This is a genomic window from Comamonas testosteroni TK102 (genome assembly GCF_000739375.1).
GTDB classification, from domain to species: domain Bacteria; phylum Pseudomonadota; class Gammaproteobacteria; order Burkholderiales; family Burkholderiaceae_C; genus Comamonas; species Comamonas brasiliensis.
Genome location: NZ_CP006704.1, coordinates 650,786 through 666,620 on the forward strand (window position 1 = coordinate 650,786; position 15,835 = coordinate 666,620).

Genomic DNA, 15,835 nt, shown 5'->3' on the forward strand with positions numbered 1-15,835 from the left:
AATGAATCACCCCCATGAACTGACGAATGAACTGGTGGCGGAAGCCTTTGCCGACTATCGCAAGAACCAGGCCTATCGCATCGACGAAGTGACCGAGGCCAAGGCCCATGATCAGGGCGCCCGCGTGGGCGTCAGCCGCAAGCACGAGTCCGCACACCTGCATGTGGCCGGCGAGGCAGCCTATATCGACGACCTGCCCGAACTCGAAGGCACGCTGCACTGCGCGCTGGGGCTCTCGCCCGTGGCCCATGGCCGTCTGACGGCGCTGGCGCTGGAGGCCGTGCGTGCCATGCCCGAAGTGGTGGAGGTGATCACGGCAGCCGATATTCCCGGCGTCAACGACTGCGGCTCCATCATTCATGACGACCCCATCCTCTGCGATGGCGAGATCCGCTACGTGGGCCAGCCGCTGTTCGCCGTGATCGCCCGCTCGCGCGATGCGGCAAGGCGCGCCGCGGCCCTGGCCAAGGCGGCCGCCACCATCAGCGAGCTGCCGCCCGTGCTGACGCCGCGTCAGGCCCATGAGCTGGGCCAGTACGTGATGCCGCCCATGCACCTGGAGCGCAGCACGCGCGAAGGCGGCGCGCGCGCCGCCATGGATGCCGCGCCGCACCGCCTCAAGGGCTCCTTCGATGTGGGTGGGCAGGAGCAGTTCTATCTGGAAGGGCAGATCAGCTACGCCACGCCCAAGGAAGACGGAGCAGTGCATATTCACTGCTCCACCCAGCATCCCAGCGAAATGCAGCATCTGGTGGCGCATGCTCTGGGCGTGGCTTCGCACAGCGTGCATGTGGAATGCCGGCGCATGGGCGGCGGCTTCGGCGGCAAGGAGTCACAGTCGGCGCTGTTCGCCTGCGTGGCGGCCGTGGCGGCCACCCGACTGCAAAAGCCGGTCAAGCTGCGTCTGGACCGCGACGACGACTTCATGATCACCGGTCGCCGTCATTGCTTCTGGTATGAGTACGAAGTGGGCTATGACGATGAGGGCCGCGTGCTGGGCGCCGAGATCTCCATGGTCTCGCGCTCCGGTCACTCTGCCGATCTGTCGGCGCCGGTGATGACGCGTGCGCTCTGCCATTTCGACAATACCTACTGGCTGCCCGATGTGCTCATGCATGGCTATATGGGCAAGACCAACACCCAGAGCAACACGGCTTTCCGTGGCTTCGGCGGACCTCAGGGCGCGATTGCCATCGAGAACATTCTGGATACGGTGGCGCGCAGCCTGGGGCGCGATCCGCTCGATGTGCGGCGCGTCAACTTCTACGGCAAGGGCGAGCGCAACATCACGCCCTATGAGCAGGTCGTGACCGATAACGTGATTCACGAACTGGTGGCCGAGCTGGAGGAGTCCAGCGACTACCGCGCACGCCGCGCGGCCGTGAATGCCTTCAACGCTAGCAGTGCCGTGCTCAAGCGCGGCCTGGCGCTGACACCGCTGAAGTTCGGCATCTCCTTCAATGTGGCCCACTTCAACCAGGCTGGCGCACTGGTCCATATCTATACCGACGGCTCGATTCTCGTCAACCATGGCGGCACCGAAATGGGCCAGGGCCTGAACACCAAGGTGGCGCAGGTGGTGGCGCATGAGCTGGGCGTGGCCTTCGAGAATGTGCGCGTGACGGCCACCGATACCAGCAAGGTGGCCAACACCTCGGCCACGGCGGCCTCGACGGGAGCTGACCTCAACGGCAAGGCCGCACAGGATGCCGCACGCCAGCTGCGCGAGCGTCTGGCCGAATGCGCCGCACGCCTGCATGGCGGCGATGCCCATGACGTGCGCTTTGCCAACAATGCGGTGCAGGTCAATGGCCAGAATGTGCCGTTTGCCGAGCTGGTGCGCGCCGCCTATCTGCAGCGTGTGCAGCTGTGGTCGGATGGCTTCTATGCGACGCCTGGCCTGCATTGGGATGGCAAGCGCATGAAGGGCCACCCCTTCTTCTACTTTGCCTATGGCGCAGCCGTCAGCGAGGTGGTCATCGATACCTTGACGGGCGAATGGAAGCTGCTGCGCGCCGATGTGCTCCATGACGTGGGCCGCTCGCTGAACCCGGCCGTCGATGTGGGCCAGGTGGAGGGTGCCTTTATCCAGGGCATGGGCTGGCTGACCACCGAAGAGTTGGTCTGGCATCCGCAAAGCGGCAAGCTCACGACCCATGCGCCCAGTACCTACAAGATTCCCACGGCCAATGACTGCCCGCCGGTCTTCAATGTGCGCCTGTTCGAGGGCGACAACTATGAAGACTCCATCCACCGCAGCAAGGCCGTGGGCGAGCCGCCACTGCTGCTGCCGTTCTCGGTGTTCTTCGCGATTCGCGATGCGGTGTCCGCCGCCGGCGAGCACCGGGCGAATCCGCCTCTGCAGGCACCGGCCACGTCAGAGGCCATCCTCAGAGCAGTGGAAGCCGTTCAAGGGCACACTGGCTAGTTTTTCCTCACAGGTGTTGTCGCCTTGCGGGGCGGCAGCCATTTGAGTCATGGCTGTTTGCCGCGGGGCAAGGCCATGTGCTGCGCCGTCCATTTGGCGGCGCAGGACCGGGCGCGTTCCTCGCGTTGCGCCTCGCATGCAAAACAACACGGAGACTATGCAATGAACTGGACAGAGCGGATATTCAAACTCAGGGAGCACAACACCAATGTGCGCACGGAACTGGTCGCAGGGCTGACGACCTTTCTTTCAATGGCCTACATCATGTTCGTCAACCCCTCCATTCTGGGGGATGCGGGCATGCCCAAGGGCTCGGTCTTTGTCGCCACCTGCCTGATCGCAGCGCTGGGGTCGACCATCATGGCGCTGTATGCCAACTACCCGATTGCGCTGGCGCCGGGCATGGGGCTGAACGCCTATTTTGCCTATGTGGTGGTGCTCAAGATGGGCTATACATGGGAGGCTGCCCTGGGGGCGGTGTTCGTCTCGGGATGCCTGTTCCTGATCTGCACGATGCTGGGCCTGCGTGAGCTCATCATCAAGGGCATACCGCAGTCCATACGTGTGTCCATCACCGTCGGGCTGGGACTGTTCCTGGCGCTGATCGCGCTCAAGACCGCCGGTGTGGTTGCTGCCGACCAGAACACCTATGTGACGCTGGGCGATCTGCACAAGCCCGAGGTCATCATGGCGCTGCTGGGCTTCTTGCTGATCGTGGTGCTGGACCGTCTCAATGTGCCGGGTGCATTGCTGATCGGCATTCTGGCCGTGACCGTGGCCTCGTTCTTCTTCGGCGGCAACACCTTCCACGGCATCTTCTCGGCGCCTCCCTCCATCGAGCCCACCTTCATGAAGCTCGACATCAAGACGGCGCTGACCACGGGCTTCCTCAACGTGGTGCTGGTGTTCTTCCTGGTGGAGCTGTTTGATGCCACCGGCACGCTGATGGGCGTGGCGCGCCGCGCCGGCCTGCTGGTGCCTGAGCGCATGGGGCGTTTCAACCGCTCGCTGCTGGCCGATTCGGGCGCTATTTTCGTGGGCTCCATCCTGGGTACTTCCAGCACCACCGCCTATGTGGAGAGCGCTGCCGGTGTGCAGGCTGGCGGTCGTACAGGCCTGACGGCTCTGACGGTTGCGATGCTCTTCCTGGCCTGTCTGTTCATCGCGCCGCTGGCCGGTGTCGTGCCCGGCTATGCCACCGCACCTGCGCTGCTGTTCGTGGCCTGCCTGATGCTGCGTGACCTGACGGAAGTGCAGTGGGATGAAACCACCGAAGCCATACCGGCAGTCGTCACCGCGCTGATGATGCCTTTCACCTACTCCATCGCCAACGGCCTGGCCTTCGGCTTCATTACCTATGCCGTGCTCAAGCTGTTCACGGGCAAGGTCAAGGAGGTGCACTGGATCATGTGGGTGATTGCTGCCCTGTTCCTGTTCAAGTTCATCTACGTCGGCGGTCACTGAGTCGTCAGGCGCCGATCGAACCCGGCATGGCTCGAAGGAGCCAGCCGGACAGGACATCCAAGAAGCGAAAAGCAGTCCGGCTACTGGTGGGTTGGGCTGCTTTTTGCATTGCGGGCGCCGGGCCTGCCGATGGCCTGTGCCTTGATGGGCAGACGCCCGGATGGTCATTCATTTCCCCGGGCCTCAACAACATTGATTTCATGAGCATATTGCCGAATCAAGGCTTGTGGTGCGTTCGTGCGCCTGGCCTCGATGGTCGCCTGCCGCCTTAAGTGCCTGACAGCACAGCGAAATCCATGCGCGTCCGCTGGACCGGCACCGGCGCTCGGATGAGTTGGTTGTTTCCAAATTTGAAATCAATATTTTTGAATCGATCGACGGCTCCCTAGCATCTGCCCCATTGCATACATGGGAGAAGAAAGTGGACAAGCGTCGATTTCTGCTGGCCGGGCCTTCATGGCTGGCAATGGCGGCAGCCGGTATCACCGGTGCTGCGCATGCTGCGGTGGACGCCAAGACCAGGCTGGTCGTCGCTGACCAGAGCGAGCTGATTCGCCATCTGCTGGATGCCAGCGGCGAACGCAAGAAGACCGGCTTTCAGCTGGAGCTGCCCAATTTTGCCGGCGGTCCGGCCATCTTCGAGGCCATCCGCGCCGGAGCGCTGGACATGGCCTATGTGGGAGACACACCTCCCATCCAGGCGCGTGCAGCAGGCGTGAACCTGCCCATCATCGCAACCTTCACCCGAGCCAGAGCGGAATATCGTTTGCTGCAACATGCCGGCGCCGGGGTGGAGCGGCTGAGCGATCTGCGTGGCAAGCGCGTGAGCTATGTCGAAGGCTCGGGGCGCCAGGTTTTCCTGATCGAGGCCCTGAACCGGGCGGGCCTGACGCTCAAGGATGTCACGCTGGTGCATCTGCGCGTGGCCGAACTCAACGATGCCTTGCGCGCCCGCGCCGTGGATGTCGCCACCATTGCCGAGCCGCATGTCACGCGGCTGTCCAGGCAGATCGGTGCGCGTGTGGTGCCCGATCCCCTGGAGCGTCAGCTGCTGCCTTCCACCTCCTATATCTATGCCCGTCCGGAGGTGCTGGCCGATCCGCAGAAGGCCGAGGCCATTCGCGAATTCCTGGCCTCCTTCGTGCGCGCGGGGCGCTGGAGCAATACCCATCGCAAGGAATGGGAGCAGCATTACCTGCGCAACTTCCAGCGCCTCGATGCCGAGAGCGCTGCGGCCATACAGGCGGCGCAGGCTCCGCTCGAGTTCCAGACCGCTGCACAGGCCCAGCCTCATCATCAGAAGCTCATCGACATCCTGCACAGCGCCGGCAGCCTGCCCCGGCGTCTGGATGCCAGGGACTCCTTTGTGGCGAGCTATGACGGCGTGATCGTCGCCAATCGCTGAGGAGCTGCCGTGATGACTCCGATTCCTCTGGAAGCGCGCGTGGCCGGCTGGCAGTCTCAGACCGGAGCGCCGCTTGCCGCGCCAGACCGCAAGACCCCGGCACTGGTGCCGGCCCGCCTGTCGCCGGGCATGCTGCTGGCCGGGCCGGCCCTGCTGTTGCTGTTGTGGGAGGCCGCATCGCGCCTGGGTTATCTCTCGCCCGAGACGCTGACCGCACCGTCTCAGGCATTGCGCACAGGCTATGAAATGGCCCTTGATGGAAGCCTGCTGCCGCATCTGCTGGCGTCGGCCGGGCGCGCCTACACAGGGCTGTTTCTGGGCATTGTGGTGGGCGTGCTGCTGGCGCTGGCTGCCGGACTGAGCCGCACCGGCGAGGCCCTGATCGATGGCCTGGTGCAGATCAAGCGGGCCGTTCCCACGCTGGCGCTGATTCCGCTGGCCATCATCTGGCTGGGCATAGGCGAGGCGATGAAGGTCTTCCTCATCTTCACCGCCGTGCTGATTCCCATCTATATCAACACCCATGCAGCGCTGCGCAGCATAGACATCGGTCATGTGGAGCTGGCGCAGACGCTGGGACTGTCGCGTGCCGAGTTCATTCGCAAGGTGGCCCTGCCCGGAGCCTTGCCAGGCTTTTTTGTCGGCCTGCGCATGGCGGTCTCGCTGTGCTGGACGGCGCTGGTGGTGCTGGAGCTGATCAACACGCAGACCGGCATCGGTTACTTGATGAACCGTGCGCGCGACTGGGGGCAGACCGATGTGATCGTGGTGGGCATTCTGATCTACGCGCTGCTGGGTCTGCTGTCCGACGCGGCGGTGCGTCGCCTGGAGGCACATGTGCTGTCCTACCGGAGGTCGCTGGGATCATGAACCGTCCATCATTGGCAGGTGCTGTGCACCTGCATGGCTTCAGCCGCAGCTTTCATGGCAAGCAGGTGCTCGACGACCTCGGGCTTGATATTGCGCCGGGGCAGTTCGTGGCGCTGCTGGGAGAGTCGGGCTCCGGCAAGACCACGCTGTTGCGCGCATTGGCCGGTCTGGATGTCGAGGCCCGGAGTTCGGGGACGGCGGTTGCACACGGCAATGTGTCCGTGCTGTTCCAGGATTCGCGCCTGCTGCCCTGGCTGACGGTGCTGGACAACCTGACGCTGGGTCTGGACGCCCAGGCTGTCCGGCCTGCCGCAGCGCAGTTGCTGCGCGAGGTGGGGCTGGCAGACAAGGCTGCGGCCTGGCCCGCCAGCTTGTCGGGCGGGCAAAAGCAGCGCGCGGCACTGGCTCGCTCCTTGCTGCGCGAGCCGCATGTGCTGCTGGCCGACGAGCCTTTTGGTGCCCTCGATGCGCTGACCCGCCTGCGCATGCAGGGCCTGCTGCGGCGCATGGTGGAGCGCGTGCGCCCGACGGTGATCCTGGTCACCCACGATGTGGATGAATCCCTGCTGCTGGCAGACCGGATTCTGGTGCTCAGGGACGGAAAGATCGCCGAAGACCATGCGCTGGATCTGGCCCATCCGCGGCGCCCCGACCACCCTGCTTTCATGCAGCTGCGCGCGACCTTGCTGCGCAGTCTGGGTGTGGAAGCCGAATTTGTCTGAAAGAAGCTGTGCCATGACGCGACAACTACACCTGAACCTGTTTCTGATGACGCGAGGCCACCATGAAGGTGCCTGGCGTCACCCCGGCGCCAATCCCAAGGCACTGACCGACCTGCAACTGTATGTGGATGCTGCCCGCATTGCAGAGGCCGCCAAGTTCGATGCCGTGTTTCTGGCCGACGGGCTGGTCGGGCCCGACAGCGGGCAAATGGCCTCTTCGGGTCAGCTCGAGCCGTTGCTGCTGCTGGCGGCGCTGGCGCAGCATACCGAGCGTATCGGGCTGATCGGAACGGCTTCCACCACCTACAGCCTGCCCTATACGCTGGCGCGGCAGTTCGCCACGCTGGACCACCTGTCCAAGGGCCGGGCAGGCTGGAATATCGTGACCTCCTGGTTGCCTCGGGCCGGCGAAAACTACGGACTGCAGCAGAATGTCGAGCATGCCGAGCGCTACCGCATCGCCGAGGAATTCGTGGCCGCAGTGGATGCGCTGTGGCGCAGCTTTCCGGGCGCTGCGGTGGTGGACGATGCCGCATCGGGCCAGTACCTGGACATCGGCCAGGTGCGCCCCGTCAACTATGCGGGCACGCATATCCGTACGCGCGGACCGCTGAATGTGCCGGGCAGCCCCCAGGGCCGTCCGGTACTGGTGCAGGCCGGCCAGTCCGATACCGGCCGGGCCTTTGCCGCGCAATGGGCCGAGGCCATATTCACGGCGCATGGCAGCAAGGAGTCGGCGCAAGGCTTTTATGCCGATATCAAGGGACAGGCGAGGGCGCTGGGGCGCCGGGCCGAGGATATCGTGATCCTGCCGGGCATCAGCGCCGCGATCGGCTCCACGGAGTACGAAGCCCGCCAGGTGTGGGAGGAGCTCGACAGCCTGACCAGCATCGAAGTGGGGCTGGGACGTCTGTCGGCCCGCTTTGGTGGCCATGATTTCAGCGGCCTGCCGCTGGACCGCCGCCTCACGCGCGATGACTTTCCAGACCCCGCGCTGGTGGAAGCTTCCAAGAGCCGCGCCATAGGCTATGTGGAGACCACGCTGCGCGACGGGCTCACGCTGCGTCAGCTGCTCAAGCGGCTGGCAGGCGCGCGCGGGCATCTTGCGATTGCCGGCACGCCCGAGCAGGTGGCGGACACGATCGAAGACTGGTTCCGCACGGGTGCTGCCGATGGTTTCAATGTGATGCCACCGGTGATCACGCAACAGCTGGAGCTGTTTGCCAGCGAGGTCGTACCCATTTTGCGCAAGCGTGGGCTGTTCCGCAGCGACTACCAGAGCAGCACGCTGCGCGGCCATTTCGGCTTGCCCGATCTGCCGGCCGTGCAGCACAGGCTGCAGGCGGATGCCGCAGTAGCGGCCTGAGCCTGCAGGCGGGAGGACAGCCGGCTATCAGTCTCAGGCGGGGTGGATGGCGCCCAGAATGCGCGGGCCGCCGGCGCCCGTCACGCTGGCCAGATTGCCGGGCAGGCCCAGCAGGCACTGGCGTGCCAGCCAGGCAAAGGCAGCGGCTTCCACTTCCAGCGGGGGCAGGCCGCGCTCAGCCGTGGAGCTCACCTTCACGCCCGGCAGCAAGGCGGCCAGGCGTTGCATCAGATAGGTATTGAGTGCACCGCCGCCGCATACCAGCAGTTCGGTGCCGCCCCTGCCGAAACGCCGGACGGCATGGGCGCAACTGGCGGCGGTGAATTCGGTAAGGCTTGCCTGCACATCGACCGCAGCGGCCTGCGCCGCATGCTGCTGCAGATGCCGCTCCAGCCAGTCGGCGTGAAACAGATCGCGCCCCGTGCTCTTGGGCGGCTCCTGGGCCAGATAGGGATCGCCCAGCATGGCGGCCAGCAGCTCGGGAAGGACCTTGCCGCTGGCAGCCCACCGGCCGCTCTCGTCATAGCCCTTGCCGGTATGGCGCAGGCACCAGCCGTCCATCAGTGCATTGCCGGTGCCGGTATCGAAGCCGAGCACCGAGCCGTCGGCACCCAGCACGCTGAGATTGGCAATGCCGCCGATATTGAGCACCAGGGCTGTTTCCCCGGGCTTGCCGAACACGCTTTGGTGAAAGGCCGGCACCAGTGGCGCACCCTGACCGCCCGCCGCCAGATCACGGCTGCGCAGATCGGCGACGACGGTGATGCCGGTCAGCTCGGCCAGCAGGGCGGGGTTGTTGAGCTGCAGCGTATAGCCCGTGCCATCGAACATCTGGGGGCGGTGGCGCACGGTTTGCCCGTGGGCACCTATGGCGGCGATCTGCCCGGCCCGGGCGCCGGCAGTGGTCAGCAGCAGCTGCACTACCTGCGCATAGTGGCGCACCAGTGCATTGGCGGCCAGGGCGGCGCGATGCAGTTCATCCTGGCCGTCGGCAGTATTGAGGGCCAGCAGCTCGGCGCGCAATGCCGCGCCGAAGCCGCAGCTGGCATGTTGCAGCACCTGGGTGCCACGGCTGAAGTCCACGAGAACCCCATCGACGCCATCCAGCGAGGTGCCGGACATCAGGCCGATATAGAGAGGGCTTTGGGCGGCTTGTTCAATGGCATTGGGCATGGCAGATCGGAAGGTAGGCTTACGGTTTTACTATCTTAGCTGTAGCGTTCGGTGCATGTCTGATGGGCGCTGCCAACGATCTTCATGCGCAAATGAAAAAGGGCTGCAATCTGCAGCCCTTGGTGTGCATGGCGACGCTGGCTCAGCGCGCGCTGGCCACGGCATACGATTGCGTGCCGGCGTTGAGTTCGATGCGCATCTGCGCGGCCTGCTGCTCGAAGGCCGGGCGGGCGGCCTTGGAGATGGGCTGGGCGGCGTCGGAGATCTGGGCAATGGTCAGCGGATCGCGCTGCTCGCCCTTGTCGCGGAACTCGAAGTGCAGATGAGGGCCGGTGGCCCAGCCCGTGGAGCCCACGGCGCCGATGATGTCGCCCTGGTCCACGCGCTGACCGCGCTTGACGTCAATGCGGCTCAGGTGGGCATAGACGGTGGTGTGCTGGTTGGCGTGGTCGACAAAGATCACATTGCCGTAACCGTTCTGCACGCCGGCAAAGGACACGACGCCGTCGCCCACGGTACGCACCTTGGTGCCGGTGGGAGCCGCAAAGTCGGTGCCCAGATGAGCGCGCCAGGTTTTCTGGATGGGGTGGACCCGCATGGAGAAGCCGCTGCTGATGCGCGAGAACTCCACGGGATAGTTCAGATAGGCCTGGCGCAGGCTCTTGCCGTCCAGCGTGTAGTAGGCGCCCTTCTTGCCGGCTTCCTGGAACCACATGGCCTGATGCGACTTGCCATTGTTGTAGAACTCGGTGCTCAGCACGCGGCCGGCACGCAGTGGCTCGCCATCGGCTTCCAGCGATTCATAGACCACCGCAAATCGGTCACCCTTGCGCAGGCCGCGGCGGAAGTCGAGCTCGCCCTGGAAGATGTCGGCCATCTGCATGGAGATGCTGTCGGGAATGTCGGAGGCATCCGTGGCGGCAAAGAAGGAGGAGCGAATCACGCCACCGGCCAGACGCGGGCTGGCCGTGAGCTTGCCGGTCTCGATCTTGGATTGCAGCTTGCCGTCCACGCGCTCCACGGTCAGGCGCTGGAAGCTGCCATCTTCGCCAGGAGCCCAGCGCACGGTCAGCTGGCTCAGTTGCTGGTCGGGCGTGGTTTCGGCGGACACCAGGCGGCCGGCGCGGCCCAGCACGTTCTGGCGCACGGCATCGTTGCTGCGCATGAAGGCTGCGGCCTGCGGATCGGCAATGCCAAGGCGCTGCAGCAGCGACTCGGTCGTGTCGTTGGCACGGGTGTATTCGGAACGGTAGAGGGAGAAGGACTGCAGATCCGTCAGATCGGCCAGATCCTGGCCGGCGGCCAGGGAGGTGACGGGTTCGGTCAGTGTGCGTACGGGAAGGTCGGCGGGGTCGGGCCCCAGGCTGGCCACTGCAAAGGCACCGCTGCCACCGGTCAGCAAAACAGTCGCCAGCGCGGCCGTGGCGCGCTTGGGGTGTTTTTGCAGAGCCGATGTCAGCCGTGCGATCAGAGCACCGCCGGCATTTTTCAAGCCAGTCATCAAAACATCAAATCCTTGGGAAAGCGTGTCGGTGGAGTTGGTATTTGTTACGACTGACACGTCTCCAGCAGCTCTACCGTGCCATAAGTCCATCCAAAGAGGTCTTTATGAGGGAGCAGTCTAGAATTGACCGTAACACCAAACCTCTAAGTATATCGGCCGCGTCCTACCTCGCCTGCCGAAAAACCCTTATGAATCAATCTGCTGTTACAAGTTTTCCCGTGACCGACAGAGTGAACCAGGCGCTGGAAGTCACTCTGCGTGGAGTCGATGAGCTGCTGCCCAAGGACGAGTGGGTCCAGAAACTGGCCAGGTCCGAAGCCACCGGTGTGCCCCTGCGCATCAAGCTGGGCCTGGACCCGACAGCTCCCGACATCCACCTGGGGCACACCGTGGTGCTCAACAAGATGCGCCAGCTGCAGGACCTGGGTCATCAGGTGATCTTTCTGATCGGCGACTTCACCACGCTGATCGGCGACCCTTCGGGCCGCAACTCCACGCGTCCGCCGCTGACGGCCGAGCAGATCAAGGCCAACGCCGAGACTTATTACACCCAGGCCGCCAAGGTGCTGGACCCGGCCAGGACCGAGGTGCGCTACAACAGCGAGTGGTGCGACCAGCTGGGCGCGCGCGGCATGATCCAGCTGTCGGCCAAGTACACGGTGGCGCGCATGATGGAGCGCAACGACTTCCATACGCGCTTCACCGACGGCAGCTCCATCAGCCTGCACGAGTTTCTCTATCCGCTGCTGCAGGGCTATGACTCGGTGGCGCTCAAGTCCGATCTGGAGCTGGGCGGCACCGATCAGAAGTTCAATCTGATGATGGGCAGACATCTGCAGGCCGAGTATGGTCAGGAGCAGCAGTGTGTGCTCACAATGCCTTTGCTGGTGGGCCTGGATGGCGTGCACAAGATGTCCAAGTCCAAGAACAACTACATCGGCATCACCGAGGACGCCAACACCATGTTCGCCAAGGTGCTGTCGATCTCGGACGAGCTGATGTGGGACTGGTACACCCTGCTGTCCTTCAAGAGCCTGGCCGATATCGCCGCGCTCAAGGCCGAGATCGAGGCCGGCGGCAACCCCAAGCATGCCAAGGTGGCCCTGGCCAAGGAAATCACCGCACGCTTCCACAGCGCAGCGGCGGCCGAGGCGGCCGAGCAGGATTTCATCAACCGCTCCAAGGGCGGCATCCCCGATGACATCCCTGAAATCAACCTGCCCGGTGCTCCGCTGGGTATTGGTGCGCTGGTCAAGCAGGCCAATCTGGCTGCATCGACCGGCGAAGCCAACCGCCTGATCGATGGCGGCGGCGTGCGCATCGACGGCAACGTCATCAGCGACCGCGCACTGAAGCTGGATGCCGGCACCTTTGTGCTGCAGGTGGGCAAGCGCAAGTTTGCGCGTGTCACGCTGAGCTGAGCGGCGCGTCACCGCTGCGCGCAATAGGGCAAGGCGCCGTCCTTGCCGACATGGTCTGTCGAAGGTATCAGCCATCAAAATGAGAGCTGCTTACGCTTGATACATCTACGTTTCAATTCATTTTGTATTTGAAACAATGGTGGATCAAGCGTTGGCAGCTCTCTTTTTTTATGGGGTCGGCTCGCCCGCGCCCCGCATGGCGTCGCGTGTCTGGCGGGCTTGCTCCATCAGCCACTGACAGAAAGCCTGTACCTCGGGTCGCTCGCTGCTGCGCGGGCCTTGCAGCAGCCAGTACGACAGCGGCGACGCCAGGCGATGTTCGGGCAATACCTCGATCAGGCTGCCGGCCGCCAGCGCATCGGCCACCAGCGGCAGGCGCGCGATGGCCAGGCCCTGACCGGCCAGCGCGGCCTGCACGATCTGGTGGGCGTAGTTGAAGTACAGCCAGCGCGGCGGCTGCAGCTGGTCGCAGCCGTTGGCGGCAAACCAGCGCTGCCAGCTCAGCCACTCCAGCTGGGGCATGCGATGTACGTCGCCGGTTTCAATCAGCGTGTAGTGGGCCGCATCGGCGGGGCTGCGCACGGCAGGGCCGCTTCTGAGTAAGGTGGGGCTGGCGACCAGCACCAGCTCTTCACCGAACAGGGCCTTTGCCGAGGCATCGGAGACGCCGGCGCTGTAGCGTATGGCCAGGTCCACATCGGTGGTTTCCAGATCCACCACTGCGTCGCCCGTGTCGATGCGAATGTCGATATCGGGATGGGCGCGCTGGAACGCCTCCAGACGCGGAATCAGCCACATGGCGGCAAAGCTGGCCCAGGTGGTGATGGCCACGCTCTTGCGGCCCACGGTCTGGCGGATCTGGCGCACCGTGGCGTCGATCGACTCCAGTGCGGGTTGCGCCGCATGCAGCAGCTGGGCACCGGCCCCGGTCAGCTCCACGGCGCGCGAATGGCGCAGGAACAGCGGGATGCCCACCTCGTCTTCCAGCGACTGGATCTGGCGGCTGACAGCGGACTGGGTCAGCGCCAGCTCGTCCGCTGCGGCTCGAAAGTTCAGGTGCCGGGCCACGGCCAGAAAGGCGCGCAGATGGCCGGCACCGATGGCGCGGGTACGAAGCAGCGGAGTGGGGCTGGTGGTGGCATGAGGCATGGCAGGGCAAGCATAAGGCGTTTGCAGCCACTGTTGCCCGCGCTTGCAGTTGCCGACGTCGGCTATGGGTCGATAATCAGGCGGTTTTCATCCCACAAATCAATATGACTGCACCTCTGGACATCGTCGTCATGGCTGCCGGCAAAGGCACCCGCATGAAAAGCCGCCATCCCAAGGTGCTGCAAAAGCTGGCCGGTCGCGCCCTGTTGCAGCATGTGCTGGACACCGCGGCGCAGCTCAAGGCGCGCTCGGCCGTGGTGGTGACGGGCCATGGTGCTGCGGAAGTGGAAGCTGCCATCACCACCGCCAATGGCGCGGATGGCTCCATGGACTTGAAGTTTGTGCGCCAGGAGCCCCAGCTGGGAACCGGCCATGCCGTGCAGCAGGCCGTGCCTGCGCTCAAGGACGATGGCCTGGTCGTGGTGCTGTCGGGTGATGTGCCGCTGACCCAGGCCGACACGCTGCAGGGTCTGCTCGATGCCGCAGGCAGCGACAAGATGGCGCTGCTCTCCGTGACCATGGCCGATCCCACGGGCTACGGCCGCATCGTGCGCAACGATGCCGGCACGGTGCAGCGCATCGTCGAGCAAAAGGACGCCAGCGAAGCCGAACGTGCCATCACCGAGATCTACAGCGGCATCATGGCCGTGCCTGCCAGGCATCTGACCGCATGGCTGGCCAGGCTCGACAACAACAATGCCCAGGGCGAGTACTACCTGACCGATATCGTCGCCATGGCCGTGGCCGACGGCGTGCCCGTGGTGGGCCACCGCATTGCCGATGCACTGCAGGTGGCAGGCGTCAACAGTCCGCTGCAACTGGCAGAGCTGGAGCGGGCGCACCAGCTGCGCCAGGCGCGTCAGCTGATGGAGCAGGGCGTGCGCATGGCCGATCCTGCGCGCTTCGACCTGCGTGACGATGCTCGCGGCACCAAGGCCAGCCTGAGCTGCGGCCAGGATGTGGAAATCGACGTGAACTGCATCTTTGCCGGCAAGGTGACGATTGGTGCCGGCGCCAGGATCGGCGCCAACTGCCATCTCAGCAATGTGAGCATTGCCGACGATGCCGTGATCCATCCCTTCACCCACATCGACGGCGAGAAGGCCGGTGTGGAAGTGGGCCAGGGCGCGCTGATCGGACCGTTTGCCCGCCTGCGCCCCGGCGCCAAGCTGGGTCGAGAAGTGCATATCGGCAACTTCGTCGAGGTGAAGAACTCCACCCTGGCCGACGGCGCCAAGGCCAATCACCTGGCCTACCTGGGCGATGCCACGGTGGGCGAACGCGTGAACTATGGCGCAGGCAGCATCACTGCCAACTATGACGGCGTGAACAAGCACCGCACCGTGATCGAGGCCGATGTGCATATCGGCAGCAACTGCGTGCTGGTGGCTCCCGTGACCATTGCCGCCGGCGGCACGGTGGGCGGCGGCTCCACCGTGACCAAGAACACCGAGGTGGGTGCCTTGACGGTCGGACGCGGCAGGCAGGTCAGCATCCGCAACTGGAAGCGCCCCGAAAAGCTGCCCAAAGCCTGATGGAACCCATGCAGCCAGTTGTTGAAAGCAAGGTGCCGCGGACGCTGGACGAGGCGCTGGCGCTGCTGGCCAGACGCGAGGCCGAGCTGGCCGCCTTGCGCACGGCCCAGCAGGAATGGGTGCATGCGGTCTCGCATGATCTGCGGGCCCCACTGCGCCATCTGCTGGCTTTCAACCCGTTGATTGCCGAATTGCTGCAGTCCCCCGGCCCTGGTGTCGAGGACCTCGAAGAGGCGCGCAGCTTTTTGCAGACCATGGACCAGTCCGCCCAGCGCATGGCGGCCATGTTCGAAGGCTTGCTGCAGCTGGCCCGGGCCCAGCGACATGTGCTGCAGCCGCAGCCCGTGGACTTGTCGGGCTTGCTGGGCAGTCTGCGCCAGCGTCTGCAGGCGGGCACGCAAGGCCGGCGCATAGAGTGGTGTCTGCCTGCTGCGGCTCCAAAGCTGCAGGCCGATCCGCATCTGCTGGAGCTGGCTTTGGATGCAGCTCTGACCAATGCCGTCAAATTCACGAGAGCCATGCCGCTGGCACGCATTCAGGTCGACGTGCAGCGCGACGGGCAAGGCGGCTGCTCCATCTCGGTGACAGACAACGGCGTCGGCTTCGAGCAGGCGCGCTCGGGCAAGCTGTTTGGCGTCTTTCAGCGCATGCATCGCGAAGCCGAGTTCGAGGGCCTGGGCATCGGCCTGGCGTTGGTGCGCGACGTCTGCCGCCGCCATGGTGGCGAGGCGGAAATTCAGGCACAGCTCAATGCGGGATGCCAGCTGCAGATGCACTTGCCCACCTGTCTGCCCTAAG

At 64.6% G+C, this 15,835-nt stretch carries 12 protein-coding genes; 9 read left to right on the plus strand and 3 right to left on the minus strand.

All coding sequences use genetic code 11. From position 1 onward, the window contains the following. The first annotated feature begins 1 nt into the window (after position 1). The 6 genes from xdhB to O987_RS02960 all read left to right on the plus strand — a co-directional run bounded on the left by xdhB (position 2) and on the right by O987_RS02960 (position 8,255). Complete coding sequence (xdhB, locus tag O987_RS02935; protein WP_043370781.1) at positions 2-2,428, plus strand: xanthine dehydrogenase molybdopterin binding subunit; 2,427 nt, start codon at positions 2-4, stop codon at positions 2,426-2,428. Between the two features lie 162 nt (positions 2,429-2,590). Then, positions 2,591-3,892 (plus strand): NCS2 family permease, encoded by a 1,302-nt coding sequence (locus O987_RS02940; RefSeq protein WP_043370783.1) that lies wholly within the window; start codon positions 2,591-2,593, stop codon positions 3,890-3,892. Between the two features lie 421 nt (positions 3,893-4,313). Then, positions 4,314-5,297, plus strand: a complete 984-nt coding sequence (locus tag O987_RS02945) for an ABC transporter substrate-binding protein (RefSeq protein WP_034401197.1) — start codon at positions 4,314-4,316, stop codon at positions 5,295-5,297. A gap of 12 nt (positions 5,298-5,309) precedes the next feature. Continuing rightward, the gene (locus O987_RS02950; RefSeq protein WP_043370784.1) at positions 5,310-6,167 is read left to right on the plus strand and encodes an ABC transporter permease; all 858 of its coding nucleotides are present in this window, start codon (positions 5,310-5,312) and stop codon (positions 6,165-6,167) included. Further along, the gene (locus tag O987_RS02955) at positions 6,164-6,889 is read left to right on the plus strand and encodes an ABC transporter ATP-binding protein (protein ID WP_003058985.1); all 726 of its coding nucleotides are present in this window, start codon (positions 6,164-6,166) and stop codon (positions 6,887-6,889) included. Before O987_RS02950 ends, O987_RS02955 begins: the two co-directional genes overlap by 4 nt. A 13-nt stretch (positions 6,890-6,902) precedes the next feature. Continuing rightward, the gene (locus tag O987_RS02960; protein WP_043370786.1) at positions 6,903-8,255 is read left to right on the plus strand and encodes an LLM class flavin-dependent oxidoreductase; all 1,353 of its coding nucleotides are present in this window, start codon (positions 6,903-6,905) and stop codon (positions 8,253-8,255) included. A 33-nt stretch (positions 8,256-8,288) separates the two neighbouring features. Here O987_RS02960 and O987_RS02965 read toward each other — a convergent pair whose 3' ends face one another. After that, entirely contained in the window at positions 8,289-9,428 is a 1,140-nt protein-coding gene (locus O987_RS02965; RefSeq protein ID WP_003058981.1) for an anhydro-N-acetylmuramic acid kinase, read from the minus strand. 142 nt (positions 9,429-9,570) lie between these two features. After that, positions 9,571-10,929 carry a M23 family metallopeptidase gene (locus O987_RS02970; protein ID WP_043370787.1) on the minus strand — a complete coding sequence of 453 codons (1,359 nt, stop codon included), beginning with the start codon at positions 10,927-10,929 and terminating at the stop codon, positions 9,571-9,573. A gap of 191 nt (positions 10,930-11,120) precedes the next feature. Here O987_RS02970 and tyrS point away from each other — a divergent pair, with 191 nt between their 5' ends. Next, complete coding sequence (gene tyrS, locus O987_RS02975; RefSeq protein WP_043370788.1) at positions 11,121-12,353, plus strand: tyrosine--tRNA ligase; 1,233 nt, start codon at positions 11,121-11,123, stop codon at positions 12,351-12,353. Positions 12,354-12,521: 168 nt separating this feature from the next. On the opposite strand, the gene O987_RS02980 is transcribed toward tyrS, so the two are convergent. After that, the gene (locus O987_RS02980) at positions 12,522-13,502 is read right to left on the minus strand and encodes a LysR substrate-binding domain-containing protein (RefSeq protein ID WP_003058974.1); all 981 of its coding nucleotides are present in this window, start codon (positions 13,500-13,502) and stop codon (positions 12,522-12,524) included. 104 nt (positions 13,503-13,606) lie between these two features. Between O987_RS02980 and glmU the strand changes: the two genes are divergently transcribed. Together glmU and O987_RS02990 are read left to right on the plus strand one after the other, a co-directional pair. Next, a complete protein-coding gene (glmU, locus tag O987_RS02985; protein ID WP_003058972.1) occupies positions 13,607-15,037 on the plus strand; it encodes a bifunctional UDP-N-acetylglucosamine diphosphorylase/glucosamine-1-phosphate N-acetyltransferase GlmU in 1,431 nt (476 codons plus the stop codon). Beyond that, entirely contained in the window at positions 15,037-15,834 is a 798-nt protein-coding gene (locus O987_RS02990; protein ID WP_051962106.1) for a sensor histidine kinase, read from the plus strand. Before glmU ends, O987_RS02990 begins: the two co-directional genes overlap by 1 nt. Position 15,835 lies beyond the last annotated feature (1 nt).

Coding starts and splice junctions, on each gene's coding strand:
- xdhB (WP_043370781.1), top strand. CDS start 2: ATGAATCACCCCCATGAACTGACGAATGAACTGGTGGCGGAAGCCTTT.
- O987_RS02940 (WP_043370783.1), top strand. CDS start 2,591: ATGAACTGGACAGAGCGGATATTCAAACTCAGGGAGCACAACACCAAT.
- O987_RS02950 (WP_043370784.1), top strand. CDS start 5,310: ATGACTCCGATTCCTCTGGAAGCGCGCGTGGCCGGCTGGCAGTCTCAG.
- O987_RS02955 (WP_003058985.1), top strand. CDS start 6,164: ATGAACCGTCCATCATTGGCAGGTGCTGTGCACCTGCATGGCTTCAGC.
- O987_RS02960 (WP_043370786.1), top strand. CDS start 6,903: ATGACGCGACAACTACACCTGAACCTGTTTCTGATGACGCGAGGCCAC.
- O987_RS02965 (WP_003058981.1), bottom strand. CDS start 9,428: ATGCCCAATGCCATTGAACAAGCCGCCCAAAGCCCTCTCTATATCGGC.
- O987_RS02970 (WP_043370787.1), bottom strand. CDS start 10,929: ATGACTGGCTTGAAAAATGCCGGCGGTGCTCTGATCGCACGGCTGACA.
- tyrS (WP_043370788.1), top strand. CDS start 11,121: ATGAATCAATCTGCTGTTACAAGTTTTCCCGTGACCGACAGAGTGAAC.
- O987_RS02980 (WP_003058974.1), bottom strand. CDS start 13,502: ATGCCTCATGCCACCACCAGCCCCACTCCGCTGCTTCGTACCCGCGCC.
- glmU (WP_003058972.1), top strand. CDS start 13,607: ATGACTGCACCTCTGGACATCGTCGTCATGGCTGCCGGCAAAGGCACC.
- O987_RS02990 (WP_051962106.1), top strand. CDS start 15,037: ATGGAACCCATGCAGCCAGTTGTTGAAAGCAAGGTGCCGCGGACGCTG.